16 protein-coding genes are annotated in these 16,547 nt (G+C 63.2%); 10 read left to right on the forward strand and 6 right to left on the reverse strand.

Translation table 11 applies throughout. The annotated features are described in order from the left end of the window. Positions 1-23 precede the first annotated feature (23 nt). The gene (locus tag AC6H4Z_RS10905; protein WP_497546779.1) at positions 24-368 is read right to left on the reverse strand and encodes a hypothetical protein; all 345 of its coding nucleotides are present in this window, start codon (positions 366-368) and stop codon (positions 24-26) included. Positions 369-530: 162 nt separating this feature from the next. On the opposite strand from AC6H4Z_RS10905, the gene AC6H4Z_RS10910 reads away from it, so the two are divergent. The 5 genes from AC6H4Z_RS10910 (at position 531) to AC6H4Z_RS10930 (ending at position 6,534) form a co-directional block, all read left to right on the forward strand. Beyond that, positions 531-800 carry a hypothetical protein gene (locus AC6H4Z_RS10910; RefSeq protein WP_497546780.1) on the forward strand — a complete coding sequence of 90 codons (270 nt, stop codon included), beginning with the start codon at positions 531-533 and terminating at the stop codon, positions 798-800. Positions 801-879: 79 nt separating this feature from the next. Beyond that, positions 880-2,727: a cytochrome-c peroxidase gene (locus tag AC6H4Z_RS10915; RefSeq protein ID WP_497546781.1), complete on the forward strand. Its 1,848-nt coding sequence runs from the start codon at positions 880-882 to the stop codon at positions 2,725-2,727. An 80-nt stretch (positions 2,728-2,807) separates the two neighbouring features. Next, entirely contained in the window at positions 2,808-4,172 is a 1,365-nt protein-coding gene (locus tag AC6H4Z_RS10920; RefSeq protein ID WP_497546782.1) for an alkaline phosphatase family protein, read from the forward strand. A 189-nt stretch (positions 4,173-4,361) separates the two neighbouring features. Beyond that, the gene (locus AC6H4Z_RS10925) at positions 4,362-5,489 is read left to right on the forward strand and encodes a sensor histidine kinase (RefSeq protein WP_497546783.1); all 1,128 of its coding nucleotides are present in this window, start codon (positions 4,362-4,364) and stop codon (positions 5,487-5,489) included. Between the two features lie 16 nt (positions 5,490-5,505). Beyond that, entirely contained in the window at positions 5,506-6,534 is a 1,029-nt protein-coding gene (locus AC6H4Z_RS10930) for an alcohol dehydrogenase catalytic domain-containing protein (RefSeq protein ID WP_497546784.1), read from the forward strand. On the opposite strand, the gene AC6H4Z_RS10935 is transcribed toward AC6H4Z_RS10930, so the two are convergent. Together AC6H4Z_RS10935 and AC6H4Z_RS10940 are read right to left on the reverse strand one after the other, a co-directional pair. Next, positions 6,529-7,218 (reverse strand): dienelactone hydrolase family protein, encoded by a 690-nt coding sequence (locus AC6H4Z_RS10935; RefSeq protein ID WP_497546785.1) that lies wholly within the window; start codon positions 7,216-7,218, stop codon positions 6,529-6,531. The two genes, AC6H4Z_RS10930 and AC6H4Z_RS10935, sit on opposite strands and share 6 nt — an antisense overlap. Further along, entirely contained in the window at positions 7,208-7,864 is a 657-nt protein-coding gene (locus AC6H4Z_RS10940) for a phosphoribosyltransferase (protein ID WP_497546786.1), read from the reverse strand. Before AC6H4Z_RS10940 ends, AC6H4Z_RS10935 begins: the two co-directional genes overlap by 11 nt. A 44-nt stretch (positions 7,865-7,908) precedes the next feature. On the opposite strand from AC6H4Z_RS10940, the gene AC6H4Z_RS10945 reads away from it, so the two are divergent. Continuing rightward, positions 7,909-8,859 (forward strand): ribose-phosphate diphosphokinase, encoded by a 951-nt coding sequence (locus tag AC6H4Z_RS10945; RefSeq protein ID WP_497546787.1) that lies wholly within the window; start codon positions 7,909-7,911, stop codon positions 8,857-8,859. Here AC6H4Z_RS10945 and AC6H4Z_RS10950 read toward each other — a convergent pair. Both AC6H4Z_RS10950 and AC6H4Z_RS10955 read right to left on the reverse strand, forming a co-directional pair. Beyond that, entirely contained in the window at positions 8,856-9,293 is a 438-nt protein-coding gene (locus tag AC6H4Z_RS10950) for a BON domain-containing protein (RefSeq protein ID WP_497546788.1), read from the reverse strand. The two genes, AC6H4Z_RS10945 and AC6H4Z_RS10950, sit on opposite strands and share 4 nt — an antisense overlap. Positions 9,294-9,303: 10 nt before the next feature. Next, positions 9,304-10,383: a TIGR03118 family protein gene (locus tag AC6H4Z_RS10955; RefSeq protein ID WP_497546789.1), complete on the reverse strand. Its 1,080-nt coding sequence runs from the start codon at positions 10,381-10,383 to the stop codon at positions 9,304-9,306. Between the two features lie 249 nt (positions 10,384-10,632). On the opposite strand from AC6H4Z_RS10955, the gene mtnB reads away from it, so the two are divergent. Genes mtnB through AC6H4Z_RS10975 form a run of 4 tightly spaced genes read left to right on the forward strand, consistent with a single transcriptional unit; the run spans position 10,633 to position 15,020 of the window. Further along, positions 10,633-11,301, forward strand: coding sequence for a methylthioribulose 1-phosphate dehydratase (gene mtnB / locus AC6H4Z_RS10960; protein ID WP_497546790.1), 669 nt, complete (start codon positions 10,633-10,635; stop codon positions 11,299-11,301). Next, entirely contained in the window at positions 11,279-11,857 is a 579-nt protein-coding gene (locus AC6H4Z_RS10965) for a 1,2-dihydroxy-3-keto-5-methylthiopentene dioxygenase (RefSeq protein WP_497546791.1), read from the forward strand. Before mtnB ends, AC6H4Z_RS10965 begins: the two co-directional genes overlap by 23 nt. Continuing rightward, complete coding sequence (mtnC, locus tag AC6H4Z_RS10970; RefSeq protein ID WP_497546792.1) at positions 11,854-12,594, forward strand: acireductone synthase; 741 nt, start codon at positions 11,854-11,856, stop codon at positions 12,592-12,594. The genes AC6H4Z_RS10965 and mtnC overlap by 4 nt, the downstream gene beginning before the upstream one ends. Further along, positions 12,591-15,020, forward strand: a complete 2,430-nt coding sequence (locus AC6H4Z_RS10975) for a serine hydrolase (protein WP_497546793.1) — start codon at positions 12,591-12,593, stop codon at positions 15,018-15,020. The genes mtnC and AC6H4Z_RS10975 overlap by 4 nt, the downstream gene beginning before the upstream one ends. Here AC6H4Z_RS10975 and dacB read toward each other — a convergent pair. Beyond that, positions 15,006-16,514, reverse strand: a complete 1,509-nt coding sequence (gene dacB, locus AC6H4Z_RS10980; protein ID WP_497546794.1) for a D-alanyl-D-alanine carboxypeptidase/D-alanyl-D-alanine endopeptidase — start codon at positions 16,512-16,514, stop codon at positions 15,006-15,008. The two genes, AC6H4Z_RS10975 and dacB, sit on opposite strands and share 15 nt — an antisense overlap. Between the last annotated feature and the right edge of the window lie 33 nt (positions 16,515-16,547).

The following is a 16,547-nucleotide window of genomic DNA, read 5'->3' on the forward strand; positions in this document are numbered from 1 at the left end:
CCGCGTCACGAGCACGGACCAGGTCAACGCCCCGGTTTGTGCTCGCGAATGGCCGACGTGGCGCCGTCGAGGCGCTTGATGTAGTGGCTGGCGCTTTCGTCGGCCGCACGAGAGGGAATGACGAATGCCGGGTTGTCGGGCTCTCCGATCTCGTCGGCCGGGGGCTCGTCGACCATCAGATCCCCGCCGTGGCGCTGGACGGCGCGTTCGAAGGCCTCGACGGCGTTGAGCAGACGCACGAGATCCTCCGGCGAGTCGTCGTCGTAAACGTCGACGCCACTTCCACGTAACCGGCTAGCGACCTCTTGTGTGACCCGAGCGATGTCTCGGCTGTCATTTTGGAGACGTTCGTTGTGGGGTGCGCTCATGGTGTACTCCGCGGGTTGAACACGTGTCGTCATGCAATTTCGATGGCATCCCGGCACCGGGCCCGAGCGCTCTTGCGCCCATCGATATTCGATGGACATTCCATGCCGGGCTTCTCCTCGTCGGTGTGAGCGGGGAAGGCCGAGACTTCTACCTTTTGCTGCGTGAGAATGACCCAAGACGGGGGATCGGCCGGACCGCACGCGCATCGGGTCAAACCCGACGGTACGATCGAACAGGTTTCGACCGACTCGACGCGTGATCATCGCGTTCGCCGACATAGCGGTCCGTCTAGCGACATCCCCGTTGCGAACATCGACGAGGTTCGCGAGCGGTCGTTCTACCCGCGCCCGCACGAGCGCAACAACACGTTTCGGCGTCGGCTCTCGAACTGGCTTCGAGAAAAGGTCGGATTGGAGCGCAAGACGGTCTGAGCCGCCAAGGCGGCCGTCGGTCCTTACCTGATCGTTACGCGATCGAATTTCTTTGAACGAGCGCAACCGGCATCATGCGATGATGCCATTGCGCCGTCGTGGTCTGACTCCGGCAATCGTGAGCGTGTGTTGGATCGCGATTGGAGTCGCCACATCCGCCGTTGCGTCGCGCCTGCTGCGTCCGACGCTCTTTCGTCCGCGAGTTGCCGAAGCTCGTCCAACCCCTCGAGCCACCGCCGCGAGACGTGTGTTCGAGCGCGATCTCGACGCGCTCTCGGCCAGCCTCGGCAAACTCGATACGACGCTGGCGCGTGGCGAGCGCGCTGAGATCGATCGCTCGTTCCTCGCGGCTCGGCTGAGGTACAAGCACGCCGAATCGTTGCTCGCTCTCTATTCGCCAACTGTGGCGGGGCAGCTCAACGGTCCGGCGGAGGAGGGCGAGGCAGATGATGCGCCGCGTCCGCTCGGAGCGGCCGGTGCATTTCAAGAGCTGTACGACGTGATGCATTCCGACGCATCGGTGGCGACATCACCCGCACGCGTTGCCGTAGCGCGAATGCGAAAAACCGTCGCGGGGCTTCGTGCGGCGACGCGATTTCTCGACGTCGCCGATTCCACCGTGCTAGACGCAGCGCGGTTGGAACTCGCTCGCGTCTCTACGATTGGCGTTGCGGGTGGCGACGGACTTCCGGAGTCGGCGCTCGCTGAGAGTGCCGCCGCAATCGACGGGATCCGTGCGGCGACCGATTCGTTGACTCGGGGAAGGGACCAGGTCGCAGCTCTCGGACGCGGCCTGGATTCGGCAGCCAGTTTCCTTCGAAGCGCACGCGGCTTCGACGACTTCAATCGCCTGACATTCGTCGCGGCGTATGTTCGTCCGGCCGCCGAGCGCGTTCGTGATGTGCGTGTTTCGATAGATCGTGCTGCGCCTGCGTCACGGCGCCTATGGCGTGCTACAGCGGCGACGCCCTTCGAGGCAAACGCATTCGATGTGTGGGCGCTCGCTCCGGAGTTCGCGTCGGCGCCGACGCCGGAGCTCGTCGCTCGCGGGCGCGCGTTGTTTTCCGATCCGCGACTCTCAGGTCCGGGCACGCGGGCTTGCAGCACCTGTCACGATCCGTCGCGCGCGTTCGCCGACGGTCGCACTCGACCCGTCGCGCTGTCCGCGACTGCAGTTCCGTTGCGCAATACGCCAACGCTCTTGAACGCCGCGCTCGAACCAGCGCTCTTCGCAGACGAGCGAGCGGGTACGCTCGAAGATCAGGTTCGGGTGGTGCTGGCCAGCGTCGCCGAGATGGAGAGTTCGTCGGAGCGCGCGGCCGCGCGTGTCGGCATGGACGAGCGATCGCTTCGCCTAGCGATCGCCGCGTACCTTCGATCGCTCGTAGCGATGAACTCGCGCTTCGATCTTGCGGTGCGCGGCGACACGAACGCGCTCACCGCCGGCGAGCGACACGGCTTCACGCTGTTCATGGGCAAGGCGCGCTGCGGTACCTGTCACTTCGCGCCGCTGTTCGACGGGAATCGTCCGCCGGAATTCACGCGGTCGGAACTCGAGATCATCGGTGTGCCGTCGACGGCCACGCTGCATCGTGGAACGATCGATGGAGACCCGGGTCGTGCGGGCGTGGACGGAGAAACGCTGCACCGACATGCGTTTCGGGTGCCGTCGTTGCGCAACGTCGCTTTGACTGCGCCGTACATGCACAACGGCGCGTACAAATCGCTGGAGGACGTTGTCGCGTTCTACGATGCTGGCGGCGGCGCTGGGATTGGAATCGATCAGCGAGTGCCGCCGCAGACGCTGTCGCGCGATCCGCTACATCTGACGGATCAGGAGAAGCGCGACCTCGTCGCATTCCTCGGCGCGCTCACCGACACGGTTGTCGTCACACCGAGTCAATATGCGCGTGTTGCTCATCCGTGACGCGGCCGTCGCATGATTCCGGATTGCGTGAGTGAGATTCGACAATCCTCACAACATCCCGCGCTCAGAGGTCAACCGACATGCGCTGTCCGTGGTCATTTCGCACTTCCGCCGGGCTTGGCTCAGCGGCTGCACTCATCATAGCGGCAACGTCCTGCTCCGACAGCACGACGTCGCCGAAGGCCGGTGACATCACGAAGATCAATCACGTGGTCGTCATCTATCTCGAGAACCACAGCTTCGACAACATGTTCGGCGAGTTCCCGGGCGCCGACGGCCTGTCGAATGCGACGGCGACGACCAAGACCCAGATCAGCGCCACTGGAAGCGCCTACGCATCACTGCCAGAGGTAAATGGATCGCCGATTCCCACGTCGGTGGCGAACGGCCCATTCAATATCGACCAGTACGTTCCGCCCACGGTGGCGACGCGCGATCTCGTGCACCGGTATTATCAGGAGCAGATGCAGATCGATGGCGGCAAGATGGACAAGTTCGCGCAGGTGAGCGATGCGCAGGGCCTGAGCATGGGGTACTACCACACGGCCACGCTGCCCCTCGCGATCGAGGCCGCCAAGTACACGCTCGCCGACCGCTTCTTCCATACTGCATTCGGCGGATCGTTCCTCAATCACCAGTTCCTCATTGCCGCGGCGGCGCCAACGTTCCCCGGCGCGCCTGCGAACATCACGGCAATTCTCGATGCCAGCGGCGCGCTTCTGACCGACGGCGCGGTGACGCCAGATGGTTTTGCCGTCAACACGTCGTACTCCGTCAATCAGCCGCATCCGGCCACCGCGGCCGCGAACACGCTCGTGCCCAACCAGACGAACCCGACGATTGGCGACCGTCTAACCGACGCTGGCCAAACGTGGGCCTGGTACTCAGGCGGTTGGAACGATGCGCTCGCCGGGCGCCCGGATCCGCTATTCCAGTTTCATCATCAGCCGTTTGCCTACTTTGCCAAGTATGCCGACGGAACCGCGGCAAAGGCCGAGCATCTGAAGGATGAAACGGACTTCATCGCCGCCGCACAGGCGGGAACGCTGCCGGCCGTGTCGTTCGTGAAGCCGATTGGAGCGAATAACGAACATCCGGGGTATACAGACCTGATGACGGGCGAAAATCACGTCATTCAGTTGATCAATGCCGTGCGCAACGGTCCGAACTGGAAGGACGCCGCGATCATCATCACCTACGACGAGCACGGCGGTTTCTGGGATCACGTCGCGCCGCCCGTCATCGATCGCTGGGGTCCGGGCGCGCGAGTTCCTGGAGTGATCATTTCGCCGTACGCAAAAAAGAGCTACGTTGATCACACGCAGTACGAGACCGTCTCGATCCTGTCGTTCATCGAGACGCGTTGGAAGCTCACTCCGCTCAATAGCCGCGACGCCAAGGCCGCTAACCTCACCGCCGCGTTCGATTTCTCGCAGACGCCGTAAGCTTCGCTCGGACCCTCGCGTCCGTCGAAGTGGAGGCAAAACACAACCCCGCAAGCCTCTGGCTTGCGGGGTTGTGTGCGTTTTGTCGAGATCCGCAGGCGACCAGGTCGCCTGGCGAGGCATCGGCGATGGTCGTCGGTATGCATAGGAATCTGTATGTCCCTGACGGCGTGATTGTGGATGGGTACGGTGAGACTGTCTTCGTTCATCAAAACGCACATCGAAGAAATCCTCGGTGAGTGGGAGGAGTACGCCCGCTCGCGCGCGCCAGCCGGCGCCGAGTTCGACGGGTCGATTCGCGATCACGCCGACGCCATGCTCCGCGCTATCGCCGAAGACCTCGAGACGTCGAAGCCCGAGCGCGAACAGGACGCGCGAAACAAGGGACTAGACGACGCCTCAGCACCAGGCGCGGAGGCGGCGGCGGAGGAACACGGGGCGGGGCGCGCCGCGTACGGATTTTCGCTGAAGCAAATGCTGTCGGAGTTTCGTGTGCTGCGGTCCACGGTTCTGAGGCAATGGCGTGTGTCGGCGACCGACGTGAGTCTCACCGACTTCGACGACCTGAATCGGTTCGACGAGGCGATTGACCAGACGCTCATGGCGTCAGTGTCGCAATACATCAAGGAGCTCGATCACGCCAAGGAGACGTTCCTCGGAATTCTGGGGCATGACCTCAAGACGCCGCTGTCGGCGATCATCATGTCTGCGCAATTCCTGCTGGAGTCGGAAGAAGTCAAGGAAGGCAACCGAACGATGGTCGCGCGCATCGAGCGCAGTGGTAAGCGCATGAATCAGATGGTGGGTGACCTCCTCGACTTCACGCGCAGCCGGTTGGACAAGGGAATTCCGATCGAGCGGACGGAGTGTGACCTCGAGAAGGTGGTTCACGAGACGGCCGACGAAGTGAGGGCGTCGCACCCGACGCGCAAAGTCGAGGTCGAGACGACGGGATCACTCGCCGGGGTGTGGGACCCGAAGCGGATCAGTCAGGCGCTGTCGAACCTGATTGGAAATGCGGTTCATCACGGCGAGGAGAGTGCGCCGATCGCCGTCACGGCACGCGGGGAAGACAACGAAGTGGCGATTGCCGTCCACAATGAGGGGCCGAGTATCCCCGAGGACAGAATCGTCCAGCTGTTCGACCCGCTTGCCCGCGTCAATCCTCGCAGCTCAAAGACTCACGACCCCAATCATCTCGGGCTCGGGCTGCAGATCGCCAAGGCGATTGCAAACGCGCATGGCGGTACGATCGAGGTCGATTCGTCGGCGCAGAACGGAACGACGTTCACGATCCATCTGCCGCGAGAGGCCTGATCGCTCCGTGCGCGCAATGCTTCTGCGTCACCCGGCGGCGGTGACTGCCGACGCAGCCCCATTAGAGTTGTCCGATGTGCCGTCGCCTGTGCCTGGCCGCGACGAGCTCCTCATCTACGTGACCGTGTGCGGCGTGTGCCGCACGGACCTGGATATCGTGGAAGGACGGATCACGGCGCCAGCGTATCCCGTGATTCCCGGCCATCAGATCGTCGGGCGCGTCGCGGCCGTAGGCGACGACAGTGGCAATCACCGAATTGGCGACCGCGTTGGCGCAGCGTGGATCCACTGGGCGTGCGGGGAATGTCGTTGGTGTCGTGCGGGTCAGGAGAACCTGTGTCCGCGCTTTGTCTCGAACGGATGTGGAGCCGCAGGCGGATACGCTGACGCGGTGACGGTTCCCGCGGCGTTCGCGTTCGCGCTCCCACCGGAAATCGGCGACGTCGAAACGGCCCCGCTGCTCTGTGCGGGTGCGATCGGATGGCGGTCGCTGCGCCTCACCGAACTTCGCGACGGCGATCCTCTTGGCCTTGCTGGCTTCGGTGCGTCCGGTCATCTGGTGCTGCAGCTCGCGCGTCACCGGTATCCATCGTCTGCGGTCTACGTGTTCGCTCGCAACACTGAGGAGCGCGACTTCGCGCTGAGTCTGGGCGCGAAGTGGGCCGGCGACTTCGGCGAGACGCCGCCGTCCCCGATCGGTGCCGTCATTGATACGACGCCCGCGTGGAAGCCGATTGTCGACGTGCTGCGGCATGTGATGCCGGGTGGGCGGCTCGTGATCAATGCCATTCGAAAGGCGTCGGCCGATCAGGATCGGCTCCTGCAGCTCGACTACGCGCGCGATCTCTGGATGGAGCGAGACATCAAGAGCGCAGCCAACGTTACGCGCGACGATGTGCGCGAGACACTCGCCGCTGCCGTCGCGATTGGACTGCGTCCGACGGTCGAAGAGCTTCCGTTGGCACGAGCGAACGAGGCACTGCGAAAACTCCGAAGCGCGGCGGCCGTTCGCGGAGCAACGGTATTGAGGGTCGCGACCCTATGATCCGTTGCCGCGCGCGTGGGTCGCGCGCAGCATGCCGAAATGCGCTGTAAACCAATCACGCGCCAAATCAGCAACCTGCTCTAGTGCTCCAGGCTCTTCGAACAGGTGCGTCGCCCCCGGCACGACCTCGAGGCGCGTAGGGGCCTTCATCTCATCTCGCGCGCGTCGATTGAGCGCCAGCACGATGTCATCGTTTCCGCCGACGATCAGCAGCGTCGGTGCTTTGACGATTGGCAGAGAGTCGGCTGCGAGGTCCGGCCGGCCGCCGCGGCTCACGATCGCAGCGACGCGACGAGAACGTTGTGCGCCGGCAACGAGCGCTGCCGCCCCGCCCGTACTGGCTCCGAACAGGCCAACAAACAATTCCGACGTCGAGGGCTCCTGCTGAAGCCAGTCGATCGCGGCAACCAGTCGATCGGCGAGGAGCGGGATGTTGAAACGATGCTCGGCCGTGACGGCATCGGTCTGTTCCTCTCCGGGAGACAACAGATCGAGCAGCAGCGTGGCGAAGCGGCCCTCGTTGAGCACGCGAGCGACGAAGCGATTTCGTGGGCTGAAGCGGCTGCTCCCACTGCCGTGCGCAAAGAGGATGACGCCGATCGCGTTTGGCGGAACGTCGAGATTTCCCTCGAGCGAGGTTCCGTCGACGGCAATCGACATCGTCTGAGAATTGTCACGCGGCATGGTTCCTCGGCGGGTGCATGAGGAGATCGTGAACCTCTTCATCGCTCGTCTGCTCGAAGTCTTCGTACCAGAGCCCCACCGACTGAAAGGGTTCTGGCGTTTCGACGCACACGATCTCGTCGGCGATCGCACGGAACGCGGCGCATGTATCCGGCGATGCAACCGGTACGGCGACGACGATGGTCGCTGGCTTTTGCGCGCGGAGCGCCATCACCGCGGCGCGCATCGATGATCCGGTAGCGAGGCCGTCATCGATGAGGATGACGGTCTTGCCGGCGACATCTGGTGCTGGCCGGTCATCGCGATACTGATGTTCGCGGCGCTCGAGCTCAGCCGACTCCAGTGCCGACACGCGATCAATGTCAGAGGGAGTCACTCCGGTTGCGCGAATGATCGCTTCATCGAGCACGCGAACACCGCCGCTGGCCAACGCGCCCATTGCGAGCTCCTCCTGTCCCGGAACGCCGAGCTTGCGCACGACGAACACGTCGAGTGGAGCGCCGAGCGCCGCGGCGACTTCTGCGGCAACCGGAACTCCGCCGCGTGGCAGCGCGAGGACGACAACATCCGACCGTTGGGCGTACGAACCGAGCCGCAACGCCAACGCCTGTCCCGCCGATCGCCGATCGTGAAAGCGTGTGCGCATCCCGTCTCCCTCCGATCCGACTGCGTCGACTCCGCCGCAGCGCGATGACCCGGGGTAGCACGGCCTATGCCCCGCGAATAGGCATGGATGGAATGGTGCTGTTCGGTGGTTCGGGGAGCGGAACGCTGACGGCAGCGGTAGCCAGCGAATTGGGAGTTCGCGTCGGCAATCGGCGAGTCGAGCGTTTCCCGGATGGGGAGACGACTGTCGTGCTCGACGAAACGGTGCGCGGACTCGAGGTCTTCGTTCTGCTGTCGACTTCGCCGCCGGTGAATGACAGTCTCGTCGAACTACTGATTTTCGCCGACGCCTGTCGTCGAGCGTCAGCGCAGCGCGTCACCGCGATCGTACCGTACTTTGGCTACGCACGTTCCGATCGTCGCGATTTACAAGGCACGGCGATCACCGCGAGTCTCGTCGCCGATCTGATGCAGCGTGCTGGCATTGGTCACGTGATGTTGGTCGACGTGCACGCGCCGCAAATCGAGGGGTTCTTTCGCATCCCTGTCGATCATCTCACAGCTGTTCCGGCGCTTTGCAATGCGCTACGCGATCGGTTGCTCCCAGACACGGTCGTCGTGTCGCCCGATTCTGGACGTGTGCAATCGGCCACCGAGTATGCGCGGCAACTCGACTTGTCGCTCGTTGTTCTGAACAAGCATCGGGGCAGCGGGCACGAAACGACGGTGACACACGTCGTTGGCGACGTGCGAGACCGTCCGTGTCTGATCATCGACGACATGATCTCGACAGGCGGGACGATCGCCGAGAGTGCACACGCGCTTCGCGACGCCGGTGCGCGCGGCGAGTTCGTCGTCGCGGCAACGCATGGTCTATTCGTGGGCGACGCCTGCGAACGCCTGCGCGCCGCAGGCGTCGCCCACGTGTACGTCACCAATTCGATCGGCAATCCTGATCAGCGATGTGCCCTTGCCAGAGTCGTCACGATCGCGCCGCTGATTGCCGAGAGCATCAGGAATCGCCTCGACGGCTAGTCGTGTTCCGGCTCTCGGTGGAGCTGTCGTTCGGCGGCGCGTTCACCGGTGACGCTCGCCCAGAACCCGTGGCGAACCTTGAGTTGATTGTCGACGTCGTCGACCCCGAGCGTGTCGTCGGCAATCAACTCGGCAATGCGCTTTTCGTGGCGGCTTTCAACCGTCCCAATCATCGTGACGATAGCACCGTCGACATGCACTTCGAGATCTGACGCGTCCACGTCGGGATGGGCGATGAGGCGATCACAGATGTCCTCGCGGATCCGTTCATCCGAGCGCCGATAGTTCTTTGGCCCGCGGCCAAAGAATCGCCCGTGCCCCGGACGGAGATCGACCTCGCGCGCCGTTCGGTCACGCTGGATATCGAAACGTCCTTCCGATCGTTCGCCAACGCGCGCGTCGTCAGGCAGGCGATCGATGTGTCTATCGGTCACGTGAACCTCCTCAGCGTGGCTTGATGGTGCCGACCAGTCCGTGCGCTTCGTCGTTCGGTCCCGAGGCGAAGTACAACGTCGTCGAGCCGGCGGCGGGACCAAACGTCAGACCCCAGAGACCGTCGATCACGAGCGGAATGGCGTTCAGATCGTTGATATAGCCGAGGAACGAGCCATTGTTGGTGTCGTACGCGCCTATACGGCCGTCGCCGAAGTTGCCGACGAGTAGTGCGCCCGCGAAGGGACCAAAGCCCGAGGGTGCGATCACCATCGCCCACGGCGAGTTCAGATTGCCGTTGGAGACGAAACGACTCGCGACCGTGCCGTCCGGGTTGAAGACGTCGATGAAGCCGTTGCCCGCGCCGGCAAGGTCGTCATCGTTGTCAGGAGCGAGCTGCTTGGCGAACGACACGTACAACCTGCCGCCGATGTTCGCGATACCGAACGGCGCGAAGCCGGCCGGAATATTGGGATCGGTAAACGACTTCACAAATGCGAAGTTCTTGTCGAACACGTCCACATGCGCGTTGTGGAAGTCGGCGGCGTACAGAAAGTTCGCGCCGGCGTTCGACGCGATCGCCAGGCTCTTGAACACAGCATTCTCCGCGGTGCGGCTCGCAACGACCTTGGCGTCGGCCGCCGCCGCATTCCAGGCGGAAATGATGCCGTCCTCGCCCGCGAAGATGAACAGTGCTGCACCCGAAGTCGCGATCGCGAAATCGCCTGTGGAGTTCGCGGCGATTCCCGTTGGCTTTCCACCGGTCGCCGCGGCGGGGCCAGGAATATTCACCGTGAGCTGCTGCTTGTTGCCGTTCGCGTCATACACCGTCGAGGTACCGGTGCCGTTGTTCGCAACCCACAAGTTCCCCGTGCTGCCAAACGCGAGACCCCAGGGATTGACGAGGTTGGGGTCGATCGTCGTCGCGCCGAACGTTGCGACATCGGCGACGAGCGGCGTGATGGCGAAGCCGGGAACGCTGATGGGAATGACGACGTTGCCCGTTGGCTTGTCGTCGCAGGCGGACACAAATACTGCAAATCCAACGGCCGCGATCGCCGATCCAACGAGCGAGGCTGAATAGCGTTTCATGATATCTCCGGTTGATCTCGGCTCGATTCGAGCAGCAACGCCCGGCGAGAGAGAGAAAGTCGCGGGGGGCGAGTAACAAGAAGCGCACCTTGGTCAGGCAATTCGTCCGATCCGCCGGCACTGGTTGTATCTCTTTGCACGACCTGACTCGGCCGTGACTCCCTTGCTGGGGCAGACCGCACGCGCCAATTTCGCTGAGGTCGCGATGGATTCTCTTCGAGTGTTTCCGGAGTGTGGGGAGGAGCGCTGATGCCGACGCGTTCGTACGAGACGCTTGCACGCGAGTTGGCGGCGATCGGGCAGCGATTCTATGCGCGCGGCTGGGTGCTGGGAACGAGCGGCAACTTCAGCGCGGTCACGTCGCGCGCGCCGCTGCGCCTCGCGATCACTGCGAGCTCGGTCCACAAGGGTGTGCTCGGTTCACACGACATCGTGCAGGTCGACGAGCAGGGAACGGTTGTCGGGCGGAGTCGCGCGCAGCCGTCCGCCGAGACCTTGCTTCATCTCGCGATCGTGCAGCGTTTCGGCGCCGGAGCCGTGTTGCACACCCATTCGGTGTGGGGTACGATCCTCTCTGGGGCTCCGCGCCATCAGCGAGGCTTGTCCATCGAGGGCTTCGAGATGCTCAAGGGTCTTGGTGGCGTCCGCACGCACGAGCACCGCGAGTGGATTCCGATCGTCGACAACGATCAGGACATGCGGCGCCTGGCAATCGCAGTTGGCGCGGCCCTCGATCGTGAACCCGACGCGCACGCGATCCTGCTGCGCAAGCACGGACTGTATACCTGGGGCGCAACGCTCGCTGAGGCGGAGCGCCATGTGGAGATACTAGAGTTCCTATTCGAGGCGATTGGGCGAGGGGCCGGCTTCAACGCAAACGCAACGGAGGTGCATCATGGCGCTCTTGAAAATTCCTGACGAGAATCGCACGCTCACCGACGACAGCGAAGTCACGGCATACCTCGCTGCGCGCGGCATCGAGTATGAGCGACTCGGCGCCCTCCCGATCGAGTCGGCGGCCTCCTCGAATGACGCGTTGCTCGAAGCGTACGCCGGAAAGATCAATGACCTCAAGGCGCGGGGCGGGTACGTCACGGCCGACGTCATCGACGTTACGCCCGTGACCCCCGGTCTCGATGGGATGCTCAAGAAGTTCAGCAGCGAGCATTGGCACGACGAAGACGAAGTTCGATTGATCGTCGATGGGCGTGGGCTCTTTCACATCCATCCGACTGACGGACCGGTATTCGTCATCGAAGTGACTGCCGGCGATCTCATTCGGGTGCCGCGCGGAACACACCATTGGTTCGATCTCTGCGGCGAGCGACGCATCCGAGCGATTCGGCTCTTTCAGGACATGTCAGGATGGACGCCGCACTACACGCAAAGTGGCGTCGACAGCCAGTTCCAGCCGCTCTGTTTTGGCCCCGCGTATTTGCCGCCCGCTCGTATCGCGCCGGCCGTAACGGTGTGACCGACACACTGAGAGCTCGCAACGTCTCGGGCGTCGTTCTCGATGTCGAGGGAACGACGACGCCCGTGTCGTTTGTGTACGACGTGCTCTTTCCGTATGCGCGCGAACGTCTCGATCAATACGTCGCGGCCAATCTTGGCACCGCCGAGTTCGCGGAGACTGAGCGAATGCTGCGCGTCGAATGGGCGGAGGACGTGCTGCGTGGCGAGCCTGTTCCCGAGTGGCCCGAAGCGACGTCGGCGCTCGCTGCCGACATCACCGGCTACCTCGCGTGGCTCATGGAGCGCGATCGAAAATCCACAGCGCTGAAAGCGATTCAGGGGAAGATCTGGGAAGCCGGGTTCCTCGGCGGCGCGCTGCGGGGTGAGGTGTACGACGATGTTCCGAGAGCGCTGACCCGTTGGCACGATGCCGGATTGACCATCGCGATCTACTCATCGGGCAGTGTTCTCGCGCAGCAACTGCTCTTCGCGCACAGTGTGGCGGGCGACCTCACGCCTTATCTCGACCGATACTTCGACACCGCCGTGGGACCGAAACGCGCGGCGACGAGCTACGCGCGAATCGCATCGGCGCTGGATCAGCCCCCCGGCCGCTTGCTGTTCATCTCTGATGTGAAAGAAGAACTCGACGCTGCAGTAGCCGCAGGGTTCCAGACGATCCTCTGTGTCCGGGGCGCGATGTCAGGTAAGCCGAGCGGACGACAGATCATTCAAAGTTTCGACGAGGTACCATGAAGATTAGATCCATCTCCGCGATCACTACGTTGGTCGCGCTGCCGATTGTCGCTCAAGCACAGGACTCCGTCGCAGCCACTGGCCGCGTCGTGTCTGTGGCGAGGTCCCTCGCGACTCTCGTCGAACACGAACGCGCGCAGAAAGGGATTCCCGCAATTTCGATTGCGATTGTCGACGGCCAACGCGTGGTGTGGTCGAGCGGTTTTGGATTCGCGGATTCGGCGGCCGGCGCGCGCGCAACGTCGAGCACGGTGTATCGCGTGGGGTCGGTATCGAAGCTGTTCACCGACATCGGCATCATGCGACTGGTGGAGCAGGGAAAGCTCAACCTCGACGTGCCCGTTCAACGTTATCTCCCAGAATTCAAGCCGACGAATCCATTTGGTGGCGAGATCACACTCAGGGAACTGACGTCGCATCGCGCAGGGCTGACGCGCGAGCCGCCGGTTGGGAATTACTTCGACGACACGTCACCGACGTTGGCCGCGACGGTAGCAAGCCTCAATCGTACGTCGCTCGTGTACAAGCCGGGAACGCACGCCAAATATTCGAACGCGGGCATCGCTGTGTTGGGCTATGTGCTCGAGCGCACGCAGGGCGAGTCGTTCTATCCCTATTTGCGTCGCTCTGTGCTTCAACCGATGGGCCTCGACCACAGTGCGTTCGAGCCACTTCCGGAACTCCAGGCCAAGCTGGCGAAGGCGAGCATGTTCACCATCGACGGCCGGCGCTTTCCCGCGCCGACCTTTCAACTCGGCATGGGGCCGTGCGGCAGCATGTACAGCACGGTGCTCGATCTCGGGCGCTTTCTACAGGTGCTCTTTGCTCGCGGTGCCACGTCGAACGGTCAGCGAATTCTCGCGGCGGCCTCGATCGATACCATGTGGACGCCGCAATTTGCCGCGCCGGGCGCTACCAGCGGCTTCGGGATTGGGTTCAACATCGGCCGATTGAACGGGCATCGCACGATTGGCCACGACGGCGCGATCTATGGATTCGCGACAACGTTGCTGGCTCTGCCGGATGATTCGCTCGGAGTGGTGGTGACCGCGACGCTGGACGGTGCGAATGCCGTGGCCGATCACATCGCGCAGACGGCGCTGACCCTCATGCTCGAAGCGCGACAGGGCCGCGAGGTTGCGTCCCTCGACACGACGGCCGATCTGCCAAAGGGTCGTGCGCTCGAGCTGATGGGGCGCTATGAGAATACTCGTAACACGATCGACCTGGAGGAGTACGAAGGACGCCTGTATCTCACGCCGGCGCTGGGTGGCTCACGGGGCGAGCTTCGCCGTACGGTCGCCAACGGTCCTGCGCCAACCGGCTTGCTGATGGTTGATGACGCGCTTGCGTTCGGCGAACGCGTTCGCGCGCTCGACGGCGCGCGAATTGTCGCCGGCCGCGATACGCTCACGCGGAAACCAACCCCAGACGGCGCCATCGTGCGCATGGCGGATACGAAACCAAAGGCTGCCGCGAATGAATTCGCGTCGCTCATCGGCGAGTACGGCTGGGATCACAACGTCCTGTACATCCGCGAGAAGGACGGCAAGCTGAACGCGCTCATCGAGTGGTTCTTCGAGTATCCGCTCGAGCGAGTGACGAAGGATGTCTACCGTTTTCCCGCGTCGGGATTGTACGACGGTCAGGAGATCGCGTTTCGACGAGGGCCGGATGGAAAGGCGACGCTGGCAACCGTCGCGACTGTGCCGTTCAAGCGTCGAGTGCTACCGGCGGACAACGACAAGGTGAACTTTCGGATAACGCCAGTTCGTCCGCCGGCAGAACTGCGAAAAGAGGCGCTGGCCGCCAGCCCGCCGCGCGAATCGCCGGATCTGAAAAAGCCGGACCTCGTGGAACTGCGCGGGCTCGATTCCACGATCAAGTACGACATTCGCTACGCGACGTCGAACAACTTCATGGGCACGCCCTTCTACACGTCGGCACACGCGTTCATGCAACGTCCGGCCGCGGAAGCCGTCGCGCGGGCCTCGGGCGAACTGCGCAGACTCGGATATGGTTTGCTCATCCACGATGCATATCGCCCGTGGTACGTGACGAAGATGTTCTGGGACGGCACGCCGGCCGACAAGCACGTCTTTGTCGCCGACCCGTCGCAGGGGTCGCGGCACAACCGCGGATCAGCCGTCGATCTCACGCTCTACGATCTCAAGACGGGCACGCCAATCCGCATGACCGGCGGCTACGATGAGATGACGGATCGATCATATCCGCTCTATCCGGGCGGAACGTCGTTGCAACGCTGGTCGCGCGACCTCTTGCGTCACGCCATGGAGGCGCAGGGCTTCAACGTATTCGAGGCCGAGTGGTGGCACTTCGACTACGGCGACTGGCGGAGCTATCCGATTGGCAATCTCACCTTCGAGCAGCTCGCCAAGGCGCGCGGCACTTCACCGCAGCCGTAGGTTGGCGAGCGAGACGGCGATCGCGTCAGCGACGCGGTCGACGTCTGCTTGTGCGACTGTCCAGTTGTTGCACAGGGTGCTGAATTCGAGCAGACGTCCGTCGGCCGTGCGCACATAGCCGGAGAGCGATCGCACCATCGACAGCGTGCCGGTCTTTGCGTGCACGTTGCCTTCGGCCGCAGTTCCCTTCATGCGCGAGCGAATGGTTCCGTCGACGCCGGCGATGGGAAGCGATTCGTAGAACAGATTGAAGTTCGGCGATTTGCGCATCACGTCGAGAATTGCGACGACGGTCTCGGGCGAGATCAGGTCGTTTCGCGACAGCCCGCTCCCATCGCGCACGACGAATCCGTCGGCGGGAATCTTCCAGTCGGAAAACTGTCGTTCGACGACCTTGCGTCCGCTATCGGCCGTGCCGACGCCTGTGCGCTCCAGTCCAAGAGTGCGGAGAAATACTTCGGCGATTTGGTTCTGTGACGGCTTCATGACCGCGGGCATGATGTCGCTGAGCGGCACGGATACGATCGTGAACAGCGAGTCACCGCGCGCCTTCGTTCGGGGAAAAGCCTGATTGTCGACGGCAATACCTCGATCGCGCAGCGCTTCCGTGAGTGCAGCGACGTACGCCTCGTCGGGATCGTGTTGTGTGATCGTGAGATTCGCGGAATCGCCGATGGCGATCTGTCCGCGAACGACCACGTCGGACGTCACGGTATCCAACGACGCCGAAAGACGAGGACCGCCGGCGCGCCCGCTGCGATTCGTGGTGGGAGCGGAATCGCGAACGACGGTGATCACCATGTTCTTGATCGACGGATAGGTGCGAGCGGGCTTCGTCTCGATCGTCGCCGGGTCACCAGCCTTGGCGCCTGATTTCACGTGAACCGTTGCAAGCCCTTCATTGAACAGCAGCTCATCGACGCCGGCGAACGATGCGCCGTTGAGGCCATCCCACGGCCAACCCGCGCCGGCGACCGGACCTGGAAACGCGTTGCCGACGGCGACAACGCGCCCGGTGATATGCCGAATACCGCGTCGCCAGATGGAGTCGGCGATCTGACGCATCGGTATCATCGCGTCGCCCTTCATATGATCGCTCGCCGTCGGATCGCCTCGTCCGATTACCGCGAGATCGCCGTTGAGCGTTTGCTCGGCGACGGCACCGCGTGTCGCAATCACCGTGCGAAAACGATAGTTCGGTCCGAGTTGCTCCAGCATCACCGAACTGCTGACGAGCTTCTGGTTCGACGCTGGGATGAACAGGCGCTGCGCACTGTGCGAGTAGAGCGTATCGGCCGTCAACGGGTCGACGATGAGGATGCCCCAGTTTGCGGTGCGAAACTGTGGCGCGGTGACCATCGAATCGATCGTCCGCGTGAGCATGGCGCGTGCTGCACGAACGCCATTACCCGATGACGGACCTGTCGATGCGTGAAACACGCCGCAGCCGCTCAGAACCACCGGAAGCAACAGGGTACGCCACGTCGCGCGCATTGTTGGAAATCCTCTCGAGAACGCCTTGGGTGA

The sequence above is a fragment of the Leucogemmata humicola genome (genome assembly GCF_055379415.1).